Consider the following 24,334-nt stretch of genomic DNA (forward strand, 5'->3'; position numbering starts at 1 on the left):
TATCTCCGTCAGTTTTTATAAAGTGAGGTCTTATGCCTGATGGATAGACTCAGGCTGACTGATCCCCGGATTAAAAAGACTAATTCTGCGAGAAGTTCAGGCAATCTATTAACATTTGTTAATTTCTGGTGTTAAGCTCTGTTGCAACTTCAGAACGGGAACCCCAAGGGCAGGAAATGTCCGTGATAGGATGCCATACGTAGCTTTTAAACGTTTGGAGATAGAGCTTTGGCACTACGGGTTGCTGTTGTAGGTGGAGGTCCCGCCGGAGCTTGTGCGGCGGAGGTCTTGGCAAAAGCTGGTATTGAAACCTATTTGATCGAGCGCAAGTTAGACAACGTTAAACCCTGTGGTGGCGCGATTCCGCTCTGCATGGTGAAAGAGTTTGATTTGCCGGAAAATATTATCGATCGTAAGGTCCGGCGAATGAAGATGATTTCCCCCTCCAATGTGGTGGTGGATATTGGTCAGACCCTCAAAGATAACGAATATATCGGCATGGTGCGCCGGGAAGTGTTTGACTCTTTCCTGCGCAATCGGGCGGCATCTCTGGGGGCCCAGTTGATTAATGGCACGATGTACAAACTTGAGTTGCCAACGACCCAGAATGGCAGTTACAAGCTGCACTATGCCGATCACTCCAACGGTATTGAAGGGGAAGACAAAACCCTGGAAGTGGATTTGGTGATCGGGGCAGACGGGGCTAACTCTCGGGTGGCCAAGGCGATCGACGCGGGGGATTACAACTACGCGATCGCGTTCCAAGAGCGGATCATGCTCCCCGAAGACAAGATGGCCTACTACGAAGATTTGGCGGAAATGTACGTGGGTGACGATGTTTCCCCGGACTTCTATGCTTGGGTGTTCCCCAAATACAACCACGTTGCGGTGGGGACGGGAACCATGAAGCCTAACCAATCTCGGATCAAGGAACTGCAAGCAGGGATCCGGGCTAGGGCAGCGGCCAAGCTGCGGGGCGGTAAGATTATCCGCGTAGAAGCTCACCCCATTCCTGAGCATCCCAGACCCCGTCGGGTGGTGGGTCGCGTTGCCCTCGTTGGAGATGCAGCGGGTACTGTCACTAAATCTTCGGGCGAAGGGATCTACTTTGCGGCGAAGTCGGCCCGGATGTGTGCGGAAACGATCGTGGAGTTCTCCGAAAAAGGGCAACGGATCCCGACGGAGGCGGATCTCAAGGTGTACATCAAGCGTTGGGATAAGATGTACGGTACAACCTACTTAGTGCTGGATATTCTACAGCGTGTGTTCTACCGCTCTGACGCAACTCGGGAAGCCTTCGTTGAAATGTGTGCTGATATCGATGTGCAGAAGCTGACCTTCGACAGCTACCTGTACAAAACAGTGACACCTGCTAACCCGTTGACGCAGTTGAAGATCACAGCGAAAACCATTGGTAGCCTCCTCCGGGGGAATGCCCTGGCTCCCTAGCCTTGTCTAGCGGTTCTAACGCTTGACGTCTGTTACAGCGGAAAGGAGAGAGTTGAATAGGCTCTCTCCTTTCGTGTTTGGGGCGATCGCTAAACGATCGCTTGAGCCGATTAACTAAACGGGAGTTCAACAAGCAAAATTGTCCCTCATAGATCTTCTGTCCTTGGATGCAGACTTCACTTGGGTAGTTGGGGGGAGTAGAGTCCCCTAACATAAGCAGTTTGCCCTGGCAGTTTGCTCTAACGTTCTGCCAGGGCAAACTGCCTTGAGGGGCGATGTTTCTCGATCTTTGCTGCGGAGCAGTCCCGACGATCGAACCGCACCACGAATTTGAACTGGCGTTAACTGGGGACGGTGATGTGATGGATTCGTTCCTGCACCAGGCTCACTTTCCCCTAGCATGTCCTAAAAAAAAGGAACGATTGGCTCGTTCCTTACCAGAGGATTTTAAGGTATGTCTGTGCTGCGTTCTCTGATCTGACTTAGGGCCAGAACGCGACCTTGCCTTCTGGGTTCTTACCCCGCGATCGAAGAAGTTGCCACATCTTCAATGGTGGTGTTCGGCAATTCTAAACAATAGCCTGCACCGTAGACGGTTTTGATGTACTGGGGATGGCGCGGCTCAGGCTCCAGTTTGGTGCGCAGGTGGCGAACATGCACCCGAATGGTTTCAATGTCATCATCGGGATCGTAACCCCAAACTTCCCGCAAAATTTCGCTGGGCGAAACAGTTTGGCCATGGCGCTGTAACAGACAGTGCAAAAGCTCGAACTCTAGGTGCGTCAGCTTAACCGTTTTACCAAACCAAACGGCCTCAAAGCGTTCCGGCACAAGAGTCAAGGGGCCATAGTTCAAAATTTCTGCATGCTTGGCGGCTTGGGGGATGCGATCGGTGCGTCGTAGCAGGGCTCGCACCCGCGCCAGCAATTCTTCTAATTCAAACGGCTTGGTCAGGTAGTCATCGGCTCCCGCGTTAAAGCCTTCCACCTTATCTTGGGTTTGCCCCAAGGCCGTCAGCATCAAGACCGGAATATCAGCGGTGCGATCGTCACGGCGGAGACGCTGGCAAACCGTAAATCCATCAACCCTCGGCAGCATGAGATCGAGCATGATCAAGTCCGGCTGCATCTGGAGAGCCATGGCTTGGCCCTTAATTCCATCTGGCGCTTGACTCACCTCATACCCTGCCATCTCGAGATTGACCGCTACTAGTTCAGCGATCGCAGGGTCGTCATCAATCACAAGTATCCGAGGCATCGTTAAAACAGCTGTCCTAAAGAGGTTGATGAATGAACCAAACAAAATTGATTACTAAGATTGACTCCTAAGGGATTAACCACTAAGAAAGTTATGAAGATTATGCTCAAATTATACGCAATGATTTATGTTTCTTGGATTTTCTATTGTGATTTGCTACTGAGTATCCAACTTTCTTAGTGCAAATTTTTATATCTTTAAGGTTTTTTAATTATAGAAACTCACATCCTGCTTGTCAGTGATGCAATACACGGTTTCACCCCGGAAAATTATAAAAAATGTTAAATTTTCTAAATTGATAAATTGAGTTTCTAGCTTGTCTACGCCATTCCTTGAGGTCAGGGGCTTGTTGATTTTTTGTCTCGTGATTTTTTGTCTGCTGCTGATCAGTGGGTTCGCCATGGGAGCGTTTCGGCGACAATTTTACCCGGCTCTTCAGGCAAGTAGCGCACTCCAGATCCCCTTGGAGCTAGAGCCTGTATCCGTTGAACTAAAAGGGACTGAGCTTTCCACCTTACCTTCGGTGTCGGTGATTGTGCCTGCCTACAATGAGGCGGTCAATATTGAGGGCTGTTTACTGTCAATTTTGGAAAGTTCTGAGCAACCCATCGGGCAATTAGAAGTCTGGGTTGTAGATGATCAATCAACGGATCAGACGCTGGCGATCGCCAAGAACTTGCAAGACAGGCTGCAAGATCCCCGTCTGCATATTCTGGCAGGACAACCCCGTCCAATGGGAGAAGCATGGATGGGAAAAAATTGGGCCTGTGCCCAGGCGGTTCAATGGGCCAAAGGAGAATATTTGTTATTTTTGGATGCGGATGTGCGGCTACGGCGAGGGGCGATCGAAGCTGCGTTGGTGCAGGCCCTCGATCGGCAGGCGGACTTGTTAACCTGCTGGCTGACGTTGGTTTGTGATTGCTGGGGGGAATGGCTGGCTCAGCCGATGATTGCGCAGTTATTTGCGGTGGGTTTCAAACAGAATGAAGTGAATGATCCTAGCCAAGATGCGGTATTTGCCGTTGGCCCCTTTATGTTATTTCGTCGATCGGCCTATGATGCGATCGGGGGGCATCGGGCGGTGGCAGCAGAGATTGTGGAAGATGTGGAGTTGGGGAAACGCATCAAGCGCCAAGGCTGGAAACTCTGGTTTGGGACTGGGGCAGCTTTAGGTGAATTGCGGATGTATCGCAGCCTAGGGGCATTGTGGGAAGGTTGGACAAAAAACTGGCATCTCGGATCGGAACGAAATTGGCGATCGACGCTGTATTCGGCCTATGTCGTGGGAATGGTCTTTGTTTTACCCTGGTGGACGAGTTTAGCAGCCTTGGGTGGGTTAGTAACTCAAGGAATGGCATGGGCAACAGTGAGCGATCTATCGATGGAAGACTGGTTACAGTTGGGTTTCGCGGGCCTCAATACGGCGATTGCGTTATTTATTCTCTATGGGCAATACGAATTACGGCAGCGTACACAGATGACTCTGGGGATTCCAAAAACTTATTGGTGGCTGGGTTGGCTAGGCAGTTTGATCGTGTTTTGGATCCCGATCGTGTCGCTTATTAAAACGGAAACGGGCTGGGGTTGGACTTGGCGAGGCCGCCCCTTGAAACTACGCTAAGGATGATTTATCCCCTAGGGAATAGCGTTAAAAACACCCAAGCAAAAGGGGATGGGTAGGTGGATGGATTAGGTCTGGGTGAACAGGGGATATGATTGCTCAGCGAATTTTCTCGGTCACTCAAGGTCTTCGTTTCCTCTGTCCAGGATGGGCGAAGGATTGAATCAGTCCCTGGCGAAATCAGTTGACCAATTTCACGATCTCTAACACGCTCTCTAAACTGTTGTTGATAGAACTTTTAACTTTCTGTAGGAAGTCAGTACACTGCACTATAGCAACCCGATCTGATTGCGGAGCAGAATTCGGCTCAAAGCTTTGTAGCCCTTGGATAGCTTACTCACAATTCAGGTCGGGTTGCTAGATAAGTTAGCAAAACTGTCCGATCGGCGTTGTATTGACGACTGTTGATCCCTGTAGTTGGATTTAGATGATGCATCTTGACTCGATCGTTCTAGTCCTGATCCAAGTCGTTCTTGTGATCGCCCTCTCTCGGCTCATTGGGTTAGCCTTTCGCCGTATTAAGCAACCTTTGGTGATTGGCGAAATTGTGGCTGGTATTATGCTAGGGCCATCGTTGTTTGGCCTAATTGCACCGACGATCGCGGCTAATTTATTCCCCCCGGAAACGATTCCTTTTTTAGGTATTCTTTCTCAAATTGGGTTGATTTTTTTCATGTTCCTGATTGGGCTGGAACTGGATCCCAAATATCTCAAAGGTAGATTGAATACTGCTGTGTTGGTGTCCCATGTTAGTATTTTGGTTCCATTTTCTTTGGGGACTTTGTTGTCGCTGTTTATCTACCCCTTAGTGGCCAATGAAGGGGTTTCATTTACTGCGTTTGCCCTATTTTTAGGCGCAGCAATGTCGATTACAGCCTTTCCCGTGCTTGCGCGGATTATTACTGAAAATAATTTACAAAATAGTCGTATTGGCGCACTGGCACTGACCTGCGCGGCAGTGGACGATATGACTGCTTGGTGCTTGTTACTGGTTGCGATCGCAGTGACCCGTACAAATAGTATGGTAGGTGCCATTCCGAATATTCTAGAAGCTGCGCTGTATATTGGATTAATGATTGGGGTCGGTCGGCCTTTATTGCGACAATTTACGGTTTTGTATAACCGAACAGGAAAACTCACCCAATCAATGTTGGCAGTCATTTATATTTGTGTCGTTGTTTCTGCACTGATTACGGAAAGTATTGGGATTCATTTGATTTTTGGGGCCTTTTTGTTAGGTGCAGTCATGCCTAAACATGAAGGATTAGTGCGGGAGCTTGCCCAAAAAACGGAGGACTTTGTTCTAACATTTTTACTGCCGATTTTCTTTGCCTACAGTGGCCTACGTACACAAATTGGGTTGCTGAATAGTCCACCACTGTGGGGGTTATGTGCATTAGTGGTGTTGGTGGCGATCGTGGGGAAATATGCGGGAACCTTTGCGGCGGCTAAGGTTTCTGGGTTGTCGAATCGTGATGCTTCGGCCCTGGGTTGGTTGATGAATACGCGGGGATTAACGGAGTTAATTGTTTTAAATATTGGCTTGAGTTTAGGGGTTATTACTCCATTGCTATTCACAATGCTAGTCATTATGGCGCTGACAACGACCTTTATGACTTCGCCTTTGCTGGAGTGGACCTATCCAAAAAAGATGATGCAAACGGAGGTGCTTGCGCCTGTAACAGAGCCTATGCAAGAGCCGCAATACAAAATCTTGGTTCCCGTTGCGAATCCCAAAAGTCAGCAAGGTTTGATTCAACTTGCCCTAGAAATTGCTCGTTCCCAGCAGCAAACTACATCCGTTTATCCACTCAGTTTGATTCAGCTAGAACAGGACTATGTGTTTGAGAGTTTGCCCCAAGAAGCCGATCGATTAATTCGTGCCCAGCAGGACAAGCTCCGTGCCATTGTAGGGCAACTGGAATTGGAGAGTTTATCTGCGGCGGTTCCTTTCCCGGTGCAAGTGTCGAATATTGTGCAAGTGTCCAATAATGTAGCTCAAACAACGGCAGATATTGCGGTACGAGAACAGATGAATTTGATTTTGCTGGGTTGGCATCGGCCTGCCTTCAGCAGCAATCGTCTAGGAGGGCGCGTGGGACAAATCTTGAATACAGCGCCAGTCGATGTGGCTGTATTTATCGATCGGCATCCGAAACAATTACTGCGGCTCCTAGTTCCCTATAGTCCTAATGTTCATACAGAGTTAGGCATTGAATTAGCGTTACGGTTATTGTTCAGCCATCCCGATCGTCATTTGACATTACTTCGTGTGTTTCAGGATGGACGACCCACTGAATTTAGCTATGAGTTTAACCAACTGCTTGAAAAGTTACCTACAACTGTTTGCGATCGAATTTCTACCCCTGTTATGCAGACCACTTCACTCATCGATGCGGTCATTGATGCCTCCCAAACGGTGGATTTAACGATCGCGGGAGCTAGTCGTGAATGGGGCTTAGAACAACAGACCCTAGGCCGCTACACCGATGAATTAGCCGTTCGTTGTCGATCTTCGTTGTTGATTACTCGCCGTTTTAGTCAGGTTACGTCGCATCATTTGGATCATGTTTTATAAGAGCTTGTTAACAGCAATTGGAGTTGAAAGATGGGCTTCTTTAATGCCAAATCTTTAGTGTTTTATCTAGGGACCATTGGGTTAGTTATAGGCTTATTTACGGTCTGCAGTAATTATGGTGAAGCCAGCCTGAAACCGGAAAGAAAAATTGCTGGAAAATACACGATCGTCAATAGTTCAGCCGCTGCTCTCCAGGGACAAATTCTAGAACTAGATCAATCCGGAGTTTACCTAAATGGGGCCCTCTACTCTGCCACAAAACCGAAGAATTCCAACAATCTAGCAGCCACGCCCCACTCACTGAGTGGGGTTAAGCAAGGTACGACTTGGGTGCTTGTAGGGACAATCTCTGCTGTGATTTGTGGTTCGTCAGTTGATCAAGTCACAGCGCCTACTCAATTAGCACAGAGTACGACGACTTTAACCTTTACCGTTGAATCCAGCCAACCCTTGATGCTGCAAGGTCAACTAACCTGCCCGAATGCCCAAAGTTCCCCAACAGGCATTTCCTTTACGGCTCAAAAAATTGTGGACTCCTCTACTGATACTGGTTTTGAAAAAGCCCATTAATCCTCAGGGTGTCCCCCGTTCTTGTTATGGTGGAATCTGTGATGTTGTGAAGGGATACGATCGGGTGTTGCAGCGAAAACTCAAAATTGTAGCCGTTGGTAAAGTCAAATATAGTTGGATTCAGGCAGGGATTCAGGAATATCTCAAACGCCTACCAGGTCTAAATATCACTGAAATTAAAGACTCAAATCAACGTACAACCTTCGCTGAAATTCAGCCCCATTTGAAAGCTCAAGACCAATTAATTGTCTTGACTGAACGGGGCAAGTTGCTGGATTCGATCGCCTTTTCCCAGTTTATCCAACAGCAAGCCCTCGATAAATCGTTGGTGTTTGTGATTGGCTCTTCCGACGGCATTACCCCTGAGTTAGAAAAGGCTGCCGATTATACCCTCGCCCTTTCTCCCATGACCTTTACCCATGACATGGCACGGTTATTACTAATCGAGCAAGTTTATCGCGCCATCTCGATCGCAACAAATGGCAATTATCACAAGTGAAGTGGGTCAATCCTGAAATGGAGCAAGCCTCAAAAACGCGCAGCTCATGGTGATCGACCCTATCCCGCCCACTCCACTGCACGACCCAGTAACTGCATTTTTGGGAAATCAATACTCAAAAAAATAGGGCGAGTTATACAACTCACCCTTAACTGATACCTAGATTCACTTACTGAGCGGATTGGAGGGACTCATCTCCGTAGCGATCGAACAGACAGTCTACTAAGATTCCCTGCAATTCACTTCTACTTGGATTCCGTGAAATCTGCATCGATCACGTCATCCCCACTGGGTGCAGAACCGCTACCACCAGGAGCCTCACCACCCGCAGCCTCAGCGTCACCGCCAGCTTGCTGATAGATGTTAGAGCTTACTTGATACAGCGCTTGCTCCAGTTCGTTCTTCTTCGATTGAATAGTGTCGAAGTTTTCCGCTTGGATGGCATCCCGCAGTTCCTTGACCAAGCCTTCGATTTTGGACTTGTCCGCCGCAGGTACCTTATCGCCCAGATCGCTCATTTGCTTCTCAGCTTGGTAGGCCAGCGAATCTGCTTGGTTCTTCAGATCGATGCGATCGCGCTTCTCTTTGTCCGCCGAAGCGTTTTGTTCGGCATCGCGCACCATCTTCTCAACTTCGGTCTTATCCAGGGTGGATGCACCAGTGATGCTGATGGTTTGTTCCTTACCAGTGCCCTTGTCCTTCGCAGTCACGCTGAGAATGCCGTTAGCGTCGATGTCAAAGGTGACTTCGATCTGAGGCACGCCACGGGGAGCCGGAGGAATGCCATCCAATCGGAAGGTTCCCAAGCTCTTGTTATCGTTGGCCATTTCCCGTTCCCCTTGCAGGACGTGGATTTCCACGTTGGATTGGCCATCCACAGCGGTGGAAAAGACTTCCGACTTCTTAGTCGGAATAGTCGTGTTGCGTTGAATGATCTTGGTCATCACGCCGCCTAGGGTTTCCACACCCAAGGACAGTGGGGTCACATCCAGCAGCAGCAGTCCTTCAGTACCCGCTTCACCGGACAGCACGCCCCCTTGAATAGCCGCACCCATGGCGACCACTTCATCGGGGTTCACACTTTCGTTGGGTTCTTTGCCCAAAACTGTCTTCACCAGTTGCTTCACCGCAGGGATCCGAATGGAACCACCTACGAGGACAACTTCATCAATCCGATCCTTGCTCAACTTGGCGTCAGCAAGGGCTTTTTCCACAGGAATGCGGCAGCGATCGATCAGATCAGCACACAGTTCCTCAAACTTGCCACGGGTCAGGGTCAATTCCAGGTGCTTGGGCCCGTCCTGGGTCGCGGTAATGAAGGGCAGGTTGATGTCCGCTTGGGTGACGCTGGACAGTTCAATCTTGGCCTTTTCTGCGGCTTCCGTCAGCCGTTGCAGGGCTTGTTTGTCCTTACGCAGGTCAATGCCTTCAGCCTTTTGGAACTCAGCGGCCATGTAGTCCACGATCTTCTTGTCGAAGTCGTCACCACCGAGGTGGGAGTCACCGGAGGTTGCCATAACCTCAAAGACACCGTCGCCAATTTCCAGGATGGAAACGTCAAAGGTACCCCCCCCCAAGTCAAAGACCAGGATGATTTCGTTGGCTTTCTTATCTAAGCCATAGGCTAGGGACGCTGCTGTTGGTTCGTTGATGATCCGCAGCACGTCCAGACCCGCAATTCTACCGGCGTCCTTGGTGGCTTGACGCTGGGAGTCGTTGAAGTAAGCCGGAACGGTAATTACCGCTTGGGTCACTTCTTGGCCCAGATACTTGCTGGCATCTTCCTTGAGCTTGCGCAGGACTTGGGCGGAAATTTCTTCCGGGGCAAATTGCTTGCCTTGGGAAGGGCAGTCCAAACGGACGTTTCCACCATTGTTCAGCACTTTATAGGGAACTTCGGTGGTTTCGTGGGTCACTTCATCGTAGCGACGACCAATGAAACGCTTGACCGAATAAAACGTATTTTCAGGATTCATCACGGCTTGGCGCTTGGCAATTTGGCCCACCAAGCGATCGCCATTCTTAGCAAAACCCACTACCGAGGGGGTGGTGCGAAAACCCTCTGCGTTCGCAATTACGGTGGGCTTGCCACCTTCCATCACAGCGACGCAAGAGTTTGTAGTACCTAAGTCAATTCCAACTACTTTTCCCATAGGGCTAAGTTCGACTCCAATTGAAAACTGTCCGTTACGTTGATTAGGGGGTTAAGAAACCTATCTGGGGTGCGTCGCGTGGGAAGATTCGCACCAGGGCTGCCCTGCACTGTCGAAATAAACTCGAAGTACTCCGGGCAATGTATCCCCTCACCCTAATATGGTGGGCGGCTTGGGGGATTTGATGAAGGGGTATTTACCGAACCTGACCGAGGGCGGTTCCGCAGAGACCGCCGGGACGGCTCACAGAATGATTGACCAGTCCCGGCAAGTTGGTGTTAGCCTTCCGTGCTTTCGGCCACGGGCGCTTCTGCGGGGGTGGTTCCGATCGCGACCTTCACGACCTTATGGCGATCGTCGGTCAATCTGGGTAGCGTTAATGTCAAAATACCGTTGGTAAAGTCCGCTTTGGCTTGTTCATTGTCCACTTCCACGGGTAAGGGAATCACGCGGTGGAAACTACCATAGCGAAATTCCGATCGATAAACTTGCTGGCCTTCGGACTTTTCTTCGGCTTGATATTCACCCTTGATTGACACAGCTTCGCGTGTGACTTGAATATCCAGATCCTTACCTGCAATTCCTGGAATTTCTGCCTTCAGAATGACTTCGGTATCTGTGGCTTTCAGTTCGATCGCTGGAACCCGTACGGCCCGATTCACAGTGGTCATCAGACCTTCGCGGCTGAGGGGTGCCATTTCGTCAAAGAGTTGATCCAGTTGACGACGAACGGTTTCCAGTTCTTGCCAGGGTTGCCAACGCATCAAAGACATGGTGTTACCTCCAGAAGGATTTTGAATAGACCGTTGAATATAGCGAGGAGAAACCAACCGATACATCACGTACACCTTAAAAAGAGAGTAGATTAAGTAGGCGCTGCGGCCATTTTCTTGAGTTCAATCTGTTGTATCAACTCCGTCGCACCGAGAACCATGACACAACTACAAATCTTGGTAGAACTTAAGTTGTTAGGTGCTTCGTTGTTGATGTAACTAATCTAAACGACATCGCTGAAAGAAGTATTGAGGACAACCGTAATGAATATGGTGGAAGTTGCCGAATCGTGTCACGATCGTAAATTCTATAGGAGTCGTAACAACCGAAATTACAAGGGGGGCAACCGAACGATTGGATACCTCTAGCCGGGGGATTGACCTGGATCGCTGTGAAGTTTAAGACGATCGCACCTTTGGAATCATTGTCTGAAAGCGCAAACCTAATCCCAGGGGGATTTCAACGGGCTATCCCTGCAAAATTTGCTCTATACAGGATTTCTGGAATATTTAGCGCCGGATGGGCAAAATATTTGTAACGGGAGAGAATTCGTGTAGGTCGATCGAGTCTGCGATTAGCTAGGAGGAGTAGGGATAGTTGGTATAGAACCCATTGGGAATTTTTACTGTCATCCTTTCTGGGAGATCTGTTCAAGGCGAATTCTTGAACTATGCTACAAGCTTTGTGGAAGCAAGATTCTCGCTATAGATTGCAACTGGCCTCTACAGGGCTGGGCAAGGCTTCCACCTGTCCAACATTCAGGGCCTCCATCCGCGAATTTATTCTATCGTTTGCGCCGAATTTCTCTGCTCGCTGTAGACTGGTAGCAAAATTGCAAATCATTGATTGTAGGCTTGTCGCGATCGAGGAGATTCCAAACATGATGGTTGATGTGGTGCAAACCTTAACTCATTACAGTGCTGATCTGGCGACCCTAGATTTTTCGCATTTCAACCCCTCTCACTTCACCATCTCCCACCTAGGGGACGCTATCCAATCCCTCCACCTGCATTTACCCGCCCTGCCTGATGACTGGACGGGGGTGGCGCAGCAGTTTAAAGAGCCTGACTTTGCAGGTGATGTAAGCAAAGCTTGGAACCGCTTTGTCAAAACGGGACAAGTTTGGGCTTTTTTAATTGGGATTATTTTTGGTTACTTGATTAAAACCTTTACCAGTTTTGGTTGATCTCTAATTGCCCGGTGGTTTAATGTCTAGTGGTTTAATGTCTAGTGATTTAATGCCCAACGGTACTGCTTGTCCAATCCCTGCTGATCCAATTCCTGCTGCCTAGTAAGCTGTGTAGGCGTCTGTGATGGGAGAGTAACTTGAGAATTGTCAAAAATGGCGAAAACGTTCCCATTGCCAAGGCCCAATTTACTCTCTTCTCTCGCTTTAGCATCTTGCCCCTTGCCCCCTCTTTTCGGGATAATCAACGGCTGTTGTTAGCGCAGCCTTCCCACCGTGCAGTCAAATTCTCCTGACCAACCTTCTTCTTCGAATTCGTCCTCGCAAACTTGGAGCCAGCGATTTGAGGGGACGCTTCATCCCGCGATCGCGAAATTTAATGCCAGCATCGGTTTTGATATTGAGCTGATTGAATACGATCTGACTGGTTCCCAAGCCCATGCCAAAATGCTGGCGAAACAAGGCATTATTTCTTCTGAAGAAGCTGAGCAACTGGTGCAAGGGCTAGAGCAAATCCGCCAGGAATACCGCTCGGGACAGTTCCAACCGGGGATCGAAGATGAAGACGTGCACTTCGCGGTGGAACGGCGACTGACGGCCCTAGTGGGTGATGTCGGAAAAAAGCTCCACACTGCTCGATCGCGCAATGACCAAGTGGGAACGGACACCCGTCTCTATCTGCGGGATCAAATCCAGCAAATTCAGCAACAGCTCCAGACCTACCAACGGGCTTTACTGTCCCATGCCCAACAGCATGTTGAAACCCTGATCCCCGGTTATACCCATTTGCAACGGGCGCAGCCCATTAGTCTGGCGCACCACTTGCTGGCCTATGTTGAGATGGCCGAGCGCGATCGCCAGCGGTTAGAGGACGTGCTCAAGCGGGTTAGCCTCTGTCCCCTGGGGGCAGGTGCCCTAGCAGGAACCACCTTTCCCATCGATCGCCATTACAGCGCAGAACTGCTGGGCTTTGCGGGCGTCTATAGCAACAGCTTGGATGCCGTCAGCGATCGGGATTTTGTCGTGGAATTTCTCGCCGCTGCCAGCTTGATCATGGCGCACCTCAGCCGACTGTCCGAGGAAGTTATTTTCTGGGCCTCCCAGGAATTTGGCTTCATTAGCCTGACCGATTCCTGCGCCACGGGATCCAGTATCATGCCTCAGAAGAAAAATCCTGATGTGCCTGAACTGGTGCGGGGCAAAACGGGGCGCGTCTTTGGTCACTTGCAAGCCATGCTGGTGGTGATCAAGGGCTTACCCCTGGCCTACAACAAGGATTTTCAGGAAGATAAAGAGGGTTTGTTCGATGCGGTAAAAACGGTGCAGGCTTGTCTGGAAGCGATGACCATTTTGTTTGAGGAAGGGTTAGTGTTTAAACCCCAGCGTTTAGCCGCCGCCGTGGCAGAAGACTTTTCCAATGCAACGGACGTGGCCGATTATCTGGCCACCAAAGGGGTTCCTTTCCGGGAAGCCTATAATTTGGTTGGAAAAGTAGTGCGGACTTGTCTTGCAGCTAATAAGTTGCTCAAAGACTTAACCCTGGCGGAATGGCAGGAACTCCATCCCGCCTTTGAACAGGACATCTATGACGCGATCGCCCCTCAACAGGTCGTTGCAGCTCGTAATAGCTTTGGTGGAACCGGATTTGAACAGGTGCGCCAAGCGATTTCTACAGTGCAACAACGGCTCAACCCCTAGTTCTATAAAACCCTAGTTCTAACGGTAGGGCTGTCGAATTTTTTCCTGTTGAGGGCAATCTAGTAGTAGCTATCGACTAGAAAGTCAAGCCTTACAAGTTCTTTCACTGACGTGGGACTGCCCCTATGTTTAAAGTTGTTGTCGCACACAGTAATGATCCAGATTCTCCCAGCGCCATTCAGGAAGTGATTGACCAGTGTCTTGGGGATTTAGACGGGGTTCAGCCCCAGGCAGGACTTTTGCTGGCGGCCCTTGACTTTGACCATGCCCTCCTCCTCGCTCGTTTGCAGGAAACCTTTCCCGATTTGCAACTAATTGGGGGGACAACCGATGGCGAAATGTCTTCTGTGCTGGGATTTGAGGAGGATTCCATCACCCTCATGCTGTTTTGTTCCGATACAGTGAACATTCGAGCGGGGGTCGGGGTAAATGTGTCCCAGAATGTACAGGCCGCGTCCCGTGCTGCGGTGGAGCAAGCATGCGCGGGGAATCCGGGAGATCCAAAACTGTGTATTACCATTCCCGATGGTATGACGGTGAGTGGTGTGGCAGCGATTTCGGGGCTCAAGCAAGCCCTAGGCCCAGAGGTGGCGATCGTAGGGGGAACGGCTGGCGATCAGTGGAATTTTAGTCAGACCTATCAGTTCTTTGGTGATCAGGTACTCAGTGATGCGATCGTGGTATTGCTGTTCTCCGGCGATCTCAAGTTTTCCCATGGGGTGGCTAGTGGTTGGTACCCGATGAGCCGCAAGGCGGTGGTGACGAAGGCGGAGGGGGCATTGGTCTATGAAATTGATCATCGGCCTGCCGTTGAGTTTTATGACCATTATTTAAACGGCTTAACCGTATCTGGGGAATACCCGCTGGCGGTGTTTGACCAAGTGAGTGATGAGTTTTATCTGCGGGCTTCCAATGCCTGGGATCGGGAGCAAGGCACGATTTTGTTTATGGGGGATGTGCCTGAGGGAGCCACGGTACAAATTACCCACACCACCTGTGACGACATTATTGCTGCCACAAAAACCTCGATCGAAAAAGCCCGAAGTTACTATCCCGGTGAGCAACCTGCGGCTATTTTTCTCTTTTCCTGTGCAGCAAGACGACGGTTATTGGGAACACGAACCTGCGAAGAATATGAGTTAGGGCAACAATCGATCGGCTCGGCAACACCCACGATCGGCTTTTATACTTACGGTGAAATCAGTCCCCTCGCACCGGGGGGAGAGGCGTTCTATCACCAAGAAACCTTAGTAACATTGCTACTGGGTGTGGAGTAATTAGTAGTGACTGATTGTGAGGCAACTCAACGAATTCAAGAATTGGAGAAAGCAAACCGCATTCTTCAAAAAAAACTCGATCGGGCTCAGCAAAGCCGCTTGCAGGTGGAGGAAAGTCGGCGTCGGGCTGAAGCTGTTCTAAGTACGACGATCAAGGAACTGCGAGAATCCCAAAATATGTTGGAAGAACGCAGCCAAGCCCTTGAACAGGCCATCCATGATCTGCAAGGCATGCAAACTCGAATGCTGATGACTGAAAAGATGTCAGCATTAGGGGTGTTGGTGGCTGGCGTTGCCCATGAAATTAATAATCCAGTGGGGTTTATCTACGGCAATCTGGACTATGCCAACCAATATGCGCAGGATTTGTTGCATCTAGTGGATCTCTATCAAAAGAACGATCCTGATCCGAAACCTGAAATCCAAGATTTTATTGAATCGATCGATCTGGAATTCATGAAGTCTGATATGCCCAATGTGATGAATTCCATGAAAATGGGGGCAGAGCGGATTAAAGAAATTGTCCTGTCGCTGCGGACGTTTTCGCGGATGGATGAATCGGAAGTGAAGGCGGTTGATCTCCATGATGGCTTAGACAGCACGCTGACGATTTTGGAACATCGTCTGAAGCCTCAGCCCCATCGTCCCAGAATTCAGGTGATTCGGCAGTATGGCGACATCCCAGAAATCGAATGCTATGCAGGGCAGCTCAATCAGGTGTTTATGAACATCATGAGCAATGCGATCGATGCGCTGGAAGAGTATTTTGTGGAGATCAAAAACGGGCCAACCCATTGCCCCTCTCCCCCCCTTGTCTTGACGATTAAGACAAAATTGCTGGATGAAGATCAGCAGGTACAAATTTGTTTTCAAGATAATGGCCCTGGTATTGCGCCGGAAGTGATTCAGCAGTTGTTTGATCCCTTTTTCACCACGAAGCCAGTGGGGAAAGGAACGGGACTGGGATTATCGATCAGTTATCAGATTGTGACTGAAAAACATAATGGTCGATTGGAATGTATTTCTGAGCTAGGTCAGGGAACCGAATTTATAATTTCTATTCCCTCACGGCAATCTTTGATCCAAGAACCTGCTTTCAGTACACAGACTGCTGAGAGTACGGAGACTGCTGAACTGATTAGCTCAGCAGTGGCTGGTAAAGTTGAACTTGAGCAGATATCCCTTTAATTCAGAATCTTGCGCTGACTGTCCCTGTGGCCATACTGGCCTAGTCGGGTAATTGGGCCAATCGTTCTGTTAATAATTGATAAAATCCGTCACTGTCGATCGTCGCTACTACATTCACATTAGCTGCTTTGCCCGAAACGCCATACCAATCAACGATCGTTCTGCCTAAGCTCTCTTCACTCTTGGTTTCAATTTCGACAAAACAGGGCCGAGCAGTAAACAAATCAGGACGCAGCAGGTAGGCAATGACACAGGGGTCGTGCAGGGGGGCTCCGGCAAAGCCGTATTGTCCTATGTCGTGGCTGCTGTACTGGGTCAATAAGGTAGCTACGGTGGAGCCGATCGGATCGCCCAGGGCGCGAATTTTACTGACCCGTTCGGGATTGGCAATCGCTTGGTGGGTGACATCCAGGCTGATGAGGGTCAGGTTCAATCCTGCGGTCAAGACTACGGCGGCGGCGTGGGGATCGGTGTAGATGTTAAATTCCGCTGACGGGGTGACGTTGCCGTGGGTAATGGCTCCCCCCATCATCACTACTTCCCGAATCTGTGAGGTAATCTTGGGTTCCTGAATCAGCGCGATCGCTAAATTGGTCAAAGGCCCCAGGGTGGCGATCTTCAGGGGTTCCGGGGCGGCTAGCAGGGTCTTGATCAGAAAATCTACCCCGTGCTGTGCTTGCAAGGGTAACTGCGGTTCTGGCAGCGTAATTTGCCCTAGGCCCGTGGCTCCGTGGACATATTCCGCCGTTTCCAGGGTCGATCGCAACAGCGCCCGAGGACAGCCCGCAAAAATGGGAATGTGACTTACGTTTGCTAATTCGCAAATTTTCCGCGCGTTGGTTTGGGTGTGGTGTAGGGGAACATTGCCAGCGACGGTGGTAATTCCCAGGATTTGCAATTCCGGCGAGGCGAATGCTAGCAGAAGTGCGATCGCGTCATCGACGCCTGGATCACAATCAATGATCAACGGTTGTGGCACCATAGAGAATTAAGCCCTACCCTTTGCATACGTGACTTTCCATCGTCTATTTTGAACTGTCTATTTTGAACTGGCACCCAACCCATGACCGTTGACGCGATCGAAATTCTTTCTGCCCAAGAAGTGCGGCGAACCCTGACTCGTCTGGCTTCACAGATTGTTGAGAAATCCGGTGATTTGTCCAATTTAGTGCTTTTGGGAATTTGGACCCGGGGTGTCCCCCTAGCGAAGGATTTGGCCGAGCAAATTGCGGTTTTGGAGCAGGTGGAGGTGCCGTTGGGATCATTGGATATTACGTTCTATCGGGATGATCTCGATCGTATTGGTGTGCGGACGCCGGAAAAAACGGAAATTCCCTTTGACCTAACGGGCAAAACCGTGGTGCTGGTGGATGATGTGATTTTCAAAGGGCGGACGATTCGTGCGGCGTTGGATGCCATTAACGACTATGGCCGTCCCAGTATTATTCGGCTGGCGGTGATGATCGATCGGGGCCATCGGGAAGTGCCGATTCAACCAGATTTTGTTGGCAAAGTTTTACCCACTTCAAAAGAAGAAGTTGTCAAGGTCTATCTTCAAGAGATTGATGGACGCGAAGGCGTTGAGTTACTGAAAGTTTAAATGCAAGAAGTGGATCTAGCGCTGGCATAGATGAACTCTTGTTTGTCTTTTCGTGATATTTCGTGACTACTAGGATAATTATTAGAAATTTGCTTCCACTTTTATTATCGCTAGCATTCACGAGTAGATTATTAAATATGTTGTTTTAGCCCATGAAAATTCATGTCTTCCCAAGAAACGCAAAATCGTAAAGCCGATCACCTTCGTGTATGTCTTGAAGAGGATGTGCAATGCCGGGAAACCACTAGCGGGTTAGAAAACTATCGCTTTACCCATGCTTGCCTGCCGGAATTGAACTATGACGAGATCGACCTGTCTACTCAATTTCTAGGTAAGCAGTTGAATGCGCCCATTCTGATTTCCTCCATGACGGGTGGAACGGAACTGGCGAAACTCATTAACTATCGCTTGGCGACGATCGCCCAGGAATATCGCTTGGCTATGGGGGTCGGTTCCCAACGGGTGGCGATCGAAAAACCGGAGGTAGCCGATAGTTTTCAAATCCGCAAACTGGCACCGGATGCGCTCCTGCTGGCCAATATCGGAGCCGTGCAACTAAATTATCACTATGGTTTAGAGCAATGCCGCAAGGCGATCGACCTGTTGGAAGCGGATGCCTTAATTCTGCACCTGAATCCCCTGCAAGAGGCGGTGCAAACGCGGGGCGATCGTAATTTTGCGGGACTGTTGGAAAAAATTGCGCTGCTGTGTGACCAATTACCCGTTCCTGTAATTGCGAAGGAAGTGGGCAATGGCATTTCTGCGACCATGGCAAAACAACTGATCCAAGCAGGGGTTGGCGCGATCGATGTGGCCGGGGCTGGGGGAACCTCCTGGGCCAAGGTGGAAGCGGGACGGGCTGAGGATGCAAAACAACGGCGCTTGGGAGCCACCTTTGCGGATTGGGGACTACCGACGGCGGATTGTGTGGTGCAGGTGCGCGGGGTGGACGCAGAGATTCCCTTGATTGCCTCTGGCGGATTACGCACCGGATTAGATGTCGCGAAAACGATCGCCCTTGGGGCTGATCTGGGCGGCTTGGCCTTGCCCTTTTTACAAGCGGCCAATGATTCAGAAGCGGCTCTCCATGAATTAGTTGATATTTTATTTGCAGAAATTGCAACCACGCTATTCTGTACCGGAAGTGCTAGCCTGCAAGACCTACGGCGATCGAACCTACTGTGCCGGATTGCTTATACCAAATCAACTGGTGATTGCAACACATAACGATCCCCCTAAATCCCCCTTAAAAAGGGGGACTTTGAAAGAATTTGACTGAATTCCCCCCTTTTTAAGGGGGGTAGGGGGGATCGGATCTGTAGCATTAATGAATCAATTTGGTATTAAATCTGCCTTTTTTCCTTTCAGAGTCTGTCGCCCTAGAATCTGGCTCTGGAACCAGACTGCTAGAAAAATGGTGGGTCGATCGGGATTAGCTTGATTACGATCGACTTCTTGTCAATTGCCCCTCGCAGATTTCTTTGGAAGATTCACCATTGAAGATTTGCTGCTGAATGTACAAAGAATGCTGTTGGGGGGTGATAATGATCGGGGTAATTTTGCAAAAAGCTCAGGCTCCGCGATCGCAATCCATTAGCTTGTTAGCTTGCCTGCAAACTCTAAGGGAATTCCAAAAGATTCTGTAATTTATGGCGATCAGTGGATCCGTAATGGTAAGATCGGATTCATCATAATTCCGATAGACTTACCGGGGATGTCCCCCTTGCATCACAGCCATGGTCATGACACCTGATACACCAGCCCTTGAGAAAAAACCTTCTAAGGTAGAAGGCATCAAGGAAAGAAGTAACTTCCTGCGGGAGCCCCTCGCCAGCGAGTTACAGAATGATCTCAATTATTTTTCTGAGGATGCGATTCAACTCCTCAAATTCCATGGTTCCTATCAGCAAGATAACCGCGAGAACCGCGTTAAAGGTCAGGAAAAAGACTATCAAATGATGCTGCGGACGCGCAGTCCCGGAGGCTTCATCCCACCGCAGTTATATCTCACCCTCGATCGCCTCTCTGACGAGTACGGCAACCATACCCTGCGAGCCACCACCCGACAAGGATTCCAACTCCACGGGGTGCTGAAAAAGAATTTAAAGGCTACGATCGCGTCGATCGCCCACAGTATGGGATCTACCCTGGCGGCCTGCGGAGATGTTAACCGTAATGTGATGGCTCCGCCTGCACCCTTCCGCAACCGTCCTGAATACGAATTAGCGCGGGAATATGCCAATCGGATTGCGGACTTGCTGACGCCCCAAACCGGAGCCTATTACGAAATTTGGCTGGATGGGGAAAAAGTGGTCTCCGGCGAAGAGCATCCTGACGTGATTGCTGCGCGGCAGACTCACCAGAATGGATCGACCTTCCCCGATTCCGTGGAGCCGATCTATGGCACCCACTACATGCCCCGGAAATTCAAGATTTGCGTGACGGTGCCGGGGGATAATTCCGTTGATTTGTTCTCCCAAGACCTGTCGCTGGTGGTGATTTGCAATAACGCTGGTCAGCTACAGGGCTTTAATATCTACGCAGGCGGCGGTTTGGGTCGTACCCACGGCAAGGAAGAAACCTTTGCCCGGATTGCTGATCCGATCGGTTATGTAGAAGCGGCAGATGTGTACGAAGCGATCAAGGCGATCGTGGCAACTCAACGGGATTATGGCGATCGTACCGATCGTCGCCATGCTCGGTTGAAATACCTGATCCATGAATGGGGCGTTGATACCTTTAAAGCCAAGGTGGAAGAGTATTTCGGGAAAGCCTTGCAGCCGTTGGCCAAACTTCCCGCTTGGCAGTATGAAGATTTCCTGGGTTGGCATGAACAGGGAGATGGTAAGTGGTTTGTTGGGATTTCGATCGAAAACGGTCGGGTCAAAGATGAGGGGGAATTGCGCCTCAAGTCTGCGCTGAAAACCTTGGTTTCCACCTATCAGCTACCGATGCTGCTAACTCCTAGCCAAAACGCCATCCTGTACGATATTCGTCCGGAAGATAGGGCGGAGATCGGGCAAATCTTGGCGGATCACGGTATCAAACGGGAAGACGAAATCGATACGCTGGTGCGCTATTCCATGGCCTGCCCTGCGCTGCCGCTGTGTGGTTTGGCCAATACTGAAGCCGAGCGAATTTTGCCGGACATTCTGACGCGCATTCGGGCAGTACTCACCAAAGTTGGGCTGCCAGAAGAGTATTTCATCACCCGCATTACGGGTTGCCCCAACGGCTGTGCCCGTCCCTACTTGGCGGAACTGGGCTTGGTGGGCAACGGGCCAAACCAGTATCAACTGTGGCTAGGGGCTGCGCCAAACCAAACCCGTTTGTCCCAGGTATATGTCGAGAAAATGCATCTCGATGACTTGGAAAAGACGCTGGAACCAGCCTTTGCTTTGTTCAAAAAGCGTCGGAAAAAGACAGAAAGTTTTGGGGATTTCTGCGATCGGGTTGGCTTTGATGCCATTCGCCAATTTGCAGTAACCTATGCAGCGCGGCGGGAAGGTAAAGCATTGGATCACCGGAAACGGGTAACGGTGCGGGATGAGGTCTATCTGCGGTTGCAGGATGCAGCGGCAGCCAAGGGCGTTTCCATGACGGAACTCGCTACGGAAATCATTGATCAATACCTCAGCCAACATCCCATTGCTGAAGTGGCTGCCGTCGAGGCGGATTATTCTGAGTCTGTGACGGATTCAGATGATATTCAGGCTGTGAATGCTCAGGCTGATGATGATTTAGCAAATGCAGAGTTGGTAGAGACTACAACGGTTTCTGAGCCCGCGATCGCAGCTTCGATCGAATCCGCTGAAGAATCTGAGGTTGAACCCGCGACCGAACCCGCGATCGAACTCGCGATCGAACCAGTTGCTGAACAAGCTACAGAAGCTTTGGAGACTGCATCTGTGGAGTCTGTAACAGAAGCCGCAGAAACGGTAGAAGCTACAGAAACGCCTGTGGAGACGACGACTGTATCATCCTTCAGTTCTGCGTCGTTCCCTTCATCGGGTTCTAGCTGGGAAGGGCGCGGGTTTTAAGCTTAAGCTCAATCAATTTGTGATTGCAATTCCTAAATTCCCCTAACTCCTACGGAGAGGCTGCGCCAACAAAAGGGGGACTTTCAAGAAGTTCAATTGAATCAAGAGGCAAGGGCGGAATTCATCTGCCCTTTTTTTATTTTTGCTTGTTGGTTCTGAGTTGCGTTCTGGTGGAAACCACAGTTCAGCAAATCTTTAGCTTTTTCTCACGTGCATCTAGCCAAAATCCTCGATGCTAAAACTATCCAATTCTGGAATCAGTCAATGGGCATTCAATTGGGCCGGGAAATTTGTGGTCGATCGGAGATTGCTAGTACCCGTGAGTGGTTTGTTACGAATGGCATTGGGGGCTATGCGGCAGGGACGATCGCGGGTTCGCTAACTCGGCGCTACCATGGAATCTTGATCGCAGCGCTCCAACCGCCCTTGGGCCGCACGCTTCTGGTGAGCAAGGTGGAGGAGCGGATTGGCTATGGCGATCGTCGCTATGAACTGTCTACAAATGTTTGGCGAGATGGGTCGATTCATCCCCAAGGCTATCAATACATTGAGCAATTTGCCTTAGAGGGTAGCATCCCCACTTGGCGCTATGCCTGTGCCGATGCATTGCTAGAAAAACAAATTTGGATGCAGCAAGGTGAGAATACAACTTACATTAGCTATCGCTTACTACGGGCAACGCAACCGTTGATGCTACAGGCAAATGTTTTAGTCAATTATCGGGATTACCATAGCGATACGCAAAATGCTTGGTCTATGGATGTTCGATCGATTAATTCAGAAATACCCATTCAGGGAGTGAAAATTCAGGCGTTCCCGGATGCTGCTCCCATTTATTTACTGAGCGATCGGGCAACGGCAACCCCAGCCCACAACTGGTATTACGGGTTTGATTTAGCGGTAGAACGGTATCGAGGCTTAAGCGATCGGGAACATCATCTCCATGCTGCTACTTTTCAAGTGACGTTGAAGCCTGGAGAATCTGTCGCTATTGTTGCGAGCACTGAGCTTCAGACCGCGATCGTGCCGGATTCCGCCAGACAAAATCGCCATCACCACGAAGTAACGTTACTGACCACAGCCCGCTCAAAGGTTCCGAACCAGTCCATACCCGATTGGATAGAGCAGTTAATTTTGGCTGCTGATCAGTTTATCGTCGATCGTGCAACACCAGATTTCCCAACGGGAAAAACAATTATTGCAGGCTATCCCTGGTTCAGCGATTGGGGCCGGGATACGATGATTAGTTTGCCGGGATTAACGCTCTGTACAGGCCGTCCAGATATTGCGCAATCGATTCTACTGACGTTTTCTAAGTATGTCGATCGGGGCATGATTCCCAATCGTTTTCCCGATGCAGGGGAAGTGCCTGAATACAACACCGTTGATGCGACCCTTTGGTATATCGAAGCGATTCGCGCTTACTATTATCAAACAGGTGACGAGGATTTACTTAAACAATTGTTCCCAGTAATGCAGGAGATCATTGATTGGCATTGCCAGGGAACGCGCTATCAGATTCATGTTGATCCGGAGGATGGCTTGCTCTATGCGGGAGAACCGGGGGTGCAGCTAACCTGGATGGATGCAAAAGTGGGCGATTGGGTGGTCACACCGCGCATTGGTAAACCGATCGAAATTAATGCCCTCTGGTACAACGCCGTGCGATCGCTGGCAAAATTTGCGCGGCAACTCCAGCAACCCCACCAAGACTACGACGCCCTTGCTGATCGGATTCAAACCCATTTCGCCAAGTTCTGGAATGCGGAGTTAGGTTACTGCTATGACGTGTTGGATGGGCCGGAGGGGGCAGATCCAACGTTGCGACCGAATCAATTGTTCGCGATCGCCTTACCTGCCTTGGGTACAGCCGATTTTCCAGCCCTACTCAACCCTGACCAACAAAAAGCGGTGGTCGATCGCTGTGCGCAACATTTACTGACTTCCCATGGACTGCGATCGCTCAGTCCTGACCATCCGCATTACCAAGGCCATTATGGGGGGACGCAGTTGCAACGGGATGGAGCCTATCACCAGGGTACGGTTTGGGGTTGGTTGTTGGGCGTGTTCGCGATCGGGCATTTTCGGGTGTATGGGGATGCGGCAGCGGCGCTACAATTTCTGCAACCGATGGCCCACCATCTATTGGATCACGGAGTAGGTAGTCTCAGCGAAATTTTTGACGGGGATGCGCCAATGACGCCACGGGGTTGCTTTGCTCAGGCTTGGACAGTTGCAGAAGTTCTTCGGGCTTGGTTCGTGCTTTCTGAGTGAAGCATTAGCGATTGATTAGTGCGTAATTCTAGCAATCTAAGCATAATTCCCAGATTAGAGTTGTTGGGAAATAAAACCAGCTCTGGGACAGGGTTTGCCCTGACTGTTATCTAACTTATGCTGCATCTAAGTAGAAGTTCCACAAGCCTGCTGCGTTGAACATTAAGCGG

At 49.9% G+C, this 24,334-nt stretch carries 17 protein-coding genes; 13 read left to right on the plus strand and 4 right to left on the minus strand.

Annotated elements, in window-relative coordinates; genetic code table 11:
* Positions 1-228: 228 nt before the first annotated feature.
* A complete protein-coding gene (gene chlP, locus ACN4EG_RS05135; protein WP_431628148.1) occupies positions 229-1,449 on the plus strand; it encodes a geranylgeranyl reductase in 1,221 nt (406 codons plus the stop codon).
* 516 nt (positions 1,450-1,965) lie between these two features.
* Here the strand turns inward: chlP and ACN4EG_RS05140 are convergent.
* Complete coding sequence (locus ACN4EG_RS05140; RefSeq protein WP_431628149.1) at positions 1,966-2,706, minus strand: response regulator transcription factor; 741 nt, start codon at positions 2,704-2,706, stop codon at positions 1,966-1,968.
* Positions 2,707-3,106: 400 nt separating this feature from the next.
* Here ACN4EG_RS05140 and ACN4EG_RS05145 point away from each other — a divergent pair, with 400 nt between their 5' ends.
* From ACN4EG_RS05145 to ACN4EG_RS05160, 4 genes are all read left to right on the plus strand, one after another.
* Positions 3,107-4,327: a glycosyltransferase family 2 protein gene (locus tag ACN4EG_RS05145; protein ID WP_431628150.1), complete on the plus strand. Its 1,221-nt coding sequence runs from the start codon at positions 3,107-3,109 to the stop codon at positions 4,325-4,327.
* Between the two features lie 427 nt (positions 4,328-4,754).
* Positions 4,755-6,905: a cation:proton antiporter gene (locus ACN4EG_RS05150; RefSeq protein WP_431628151.1), complete on the plus strand. Its 2,151-nt coding sequence runs from the start codon at positions 4,755-4,757 to the stop codon at positions 6,903-6,905.
* Positions 6,906-6,935: 30 nt separating this feature from the next.
* On the plus strand, positions 6,936-7,475 hold the full coding sequence (locus ACN4EG_RS05155) for a hypothetical protein (protein ID WP_431628153.1): 540 nt from the start codon (positions 6,936-6,938) through the stop codon (positions 7,473-7,475).
* The gene (locus ACN4EG_RS05160) at positions 7,459-7,974 is read left to right on the plus strand and encodes a 23S rRNA (pseudouridine(1915)-N(3))-methyltransferase RlmH (RefSeq protein ID WP_431628154.1); all 516 of its coding nucleotides are present in this window, start codon (positions 7,459-7,461) and stop codon (positions 7,972-7,974) included. Before ACN4EG_RS05155 ends, ACN4EG_RS05160 begins: the two co-directional genes overlap by 17 nt.
* A gap of 245 nt (positions 7,975-8,219) precedes the next feature.
* Here the strand turns inward: ACN4EG_RS05160 and dnaK are convergent, their stop codons facing one another.
* On the minus strand, positions 8,220-10,127 hold the full coding sequence (gene dnaK / locus ACN4EG_RS05165; RefSeq protein ID WP_431628155.1) for a molecular chaperone DnaK: 1,908 nt from the start codon (positions 10,125-10,127) through the stop codon (positions 8,220-8,222).
* 278 nt (positions 10,128-10,405) lie between these two features.
* A complete protein-coding gene (locus ACN4EG_RS05170; RefSeq protein ID WP_431628156.1) occupies positions 10,406-10,900 on the minus strand; it encodes an Hsp20/alpha crystallin family protein in 495 nt (164 codons plus the stop codon).
* Between the two features lie 671 nt (positions 10,901-11,571).
* Between ACN4EG_RS05170 and ACN4EG_RS05175 the strand changes: the two genes are divergently transcribed.
* The 4 genes from ACN4EG_RS05175 to ACN4EG_RS05190 all read left to right on the plus strand — a co-directional run bounded on the left by ACN4EG_RS05175 (position 11,572) and on the right by ACN4EG_RS05190 (position 16,250).
* The gene (locus tag ACN4EG_RS05175) at positions 11,572-12,087 is read left to right on the plus strand and encodes a hypothetical protein (protein WP_431628157.1); all 516 of its coding nucleotides are present in this window, start codon (positions 11,572-11,574) and stop codon (positions 12,085-12,087) included.
* Between the two features lie 276 nt (positions 12,088-12,363).
* A complete protein-coding gene (gene argH, locus ACN4EG_RS05180) occupies positions 12,364-13,785 on the plus strand; it encodes an argininosuccinate lyase (RefSeq protein WP_431628158.1) in 1,422 nt (473 codons plus the stop codon).
* Positions 13,786-13,910: 125 nt separating this feature from the next.
* Complete coding sequence (locus tag ACN4EG_RS05185) at positions 13,911-15,062, plus strand: FIST signal transduction protein (RefSeq protein WP_431628159.1); 1,152 nt, start codon at positions 13,911-13,913, stop codon at positions 15,060-15,062.
* 6 nt (positions 15,063-15,068) lie between these two features.
* Positions 15,069-16,250, plus strand: coding sequence for a sensor histidine kinase (locus ACN4EG_RS05190; protein WP_431628160.1), 1,182 nt, complete (start codon positions 15,069-15,071; stop codon positions 16,248-16,250).
* A gap of 40 nt (positions 16,251-16,290) precedes the next feature.
* Here the strand turns inward: ACN4EG_RS05190 and ACN4EG_RS05195 are convergent, their stop codons facing one another.
* Positions 16,291-17,232, minus strand: coding sequence for a nucleoside hydrolase (locus tag ACN4EG_RS05195; RefSeq protein WP_431628161.1), 942 nt, complete (start codon positions 17,230-17,232; stop codon positions 16,291-16,293).
* 81 nt (positions 17,233-17,313) lie between these two features.
* On the opposite strand from ACN4EG_RS05195, the gene pyrR reads away from it, so the two are divergent.
* The 4 genes from pyrR (at position 17,314) to ACN4EG_RS05215 (ending at position 24,164) form a co-directional block, all read left to right on the plus strand.
* Positions 17,314-17,850, plus strand: a complete 537-nt coding sequence (gene pyrR, locus ACN4EG_RS05200) for a bifunctional pyr operon transcriptional regulator/uracil phosphoribosyltransferase PyrR (RefSeq protein WP_431628163.1) — start codon at positions 17,314-17,316, stop codon at positions 17,848-17,850.
* Between the two features lie 162 nt (positions 17,851-18,012).
* The gene (gene fni / locus ACN4EG_RS05205) at positions 18,013-19,077 is read left to right on the plus strand and encodes a type 2 isopentenyl-diphosphate Delta-isomerase (RefSeq protein ID WP_431628164.1); all 1,065 of its coding nucleotides are present in this window, start codon (positions 18,013-18,015) and stop codon (positions 19,075-19,077) included.
* A 515-nt stretch (positions 19,078-19,592) separates the two neighbouring features.
* Positions 19,593-21,890 carry a sulfite reductase, ferredoxin dependent gene (gene sir / locus ACN4EG_RS05210; RefSeq protein WP_431628165.1) on the plus strand — a complete coding sequence of 766 codons (2,298 nt, stop codon included), beginning with the start codon at positions 19,593-19,595 and terminating at the stop codon, positions 21,888-21,890.
* 264 nt (positions 21,891-22,154) lie between these two features.
* Positions 22,155-24,164, plus strand: a complete 2,010-nt coding sequence (locus ACN4EG_RS05215) for an amylo-alpha-1,6-glucosidase (RefSeq protein ID WP_431628166.1) — start codon at positions 22,155-22,157, stop codon at positions 24,162-24,164.
* The last annotated feature ends 170 nt before the right edge of the window (positions 24,165-24,334 follow it).

Source organism: Alkalinema pantanalense CENA528 (assembly GCF_050753345.1).
Classification (GTDB): domain Bacteria; phylum Cyanobacteriota; class Cyanobacteriia; order Leptolyngbyales; family Leptolyngbyaceae; genus Alkalinema; species Alkalinema pantanalense.

Coding starts and splice junctions, on each gene's coding strand:
- ACN4EG_RS05140 (WP_431628149.1), bottom strand. CDS start 2,706: ATGCCTCGGATACTTGTGATTGATGACGACCCTGCGATCGCTGAACTA.
- ACN4EG_RS05145 (WP_431628150.1), top strand. CDS start 3,107: ATGGGAGCGTTTCGGCGACAATTTTACCCGGCTCTTCAGGCAAGTAGC.
- ACN4EG_RS05150 (WP_431628151.1), top strand. CDS start 4,755: ATGATGCATCTTGACTCGATCGTTCTAGTCCTGATCCAAGTCGTTCTT.
- ACN4EG_RS05155 (WP_431628153.1), top strand. CDS start 6,936: ATGGGCTTCTTTAATGCCAAATCTTTAGTGTTTTATCTAGGGACCATT.
- dnaK (WP_431628155.1), bottom strand. CDS start 10,127: ATGGGAAAAGTAGTTGGAATTGACTTAGGTACTACAAACTCTTGCGTC.
- ACN4EG_RS05170 (WP_431628156.1), bottom strand. CDS start 10,900: ATGTCTTTGATGCGTTGGCAACCCTGGCAAGAACTGGAAACCGTTCGT.
- ACN4EG_RS05175 (WP_431628157.1), top strand. CDS start 11,572: ATGCTACAAGCTTTGTGGAAGCAAGATTCTCGCTATAGATTGCAACTG.
- ACN4EG_RS05185 (WP_431628159.1), top strand. CDS start 13,911: ATGTTTAAAGTTGTTGTCGCACACAGTAATGATCCAGATTCTCCCAGC.
- ACN4EG_RS05195 (WP_431628161.1), bottom strand. CDS start 17,232: ATGGTGCCACAACCGTTGATCATTGATTGTGATCCAGGCGTCGATGAC.
- pyrR (WP_431628163.1), top strand. CDS start 17,314: ATGACCGTTGACGCGATCGAAATTCTTTCTGCCCAAGAAGTGCGGCGA.
- fni (WP_431628164.1), top strand. CDS start 18,013: ATGTCTTCCCAAGAAACGCAAAATCGTAAAGCCGATCACCTTCGTGTA.
- sir (WP_431628165.1), top strand. CDS start 19,593: ATGACACCTGATACACCAGCCCTTGAGAAAAAACCTTCTAAGGTAGAA.
- ACN4EG_RS05215 (WP_431628166.1), top strand. CDS start 22,155: ATGGGCATTCAATTGGGCCGGGAAATTTGTGGTCGATCGGAGATTGCT.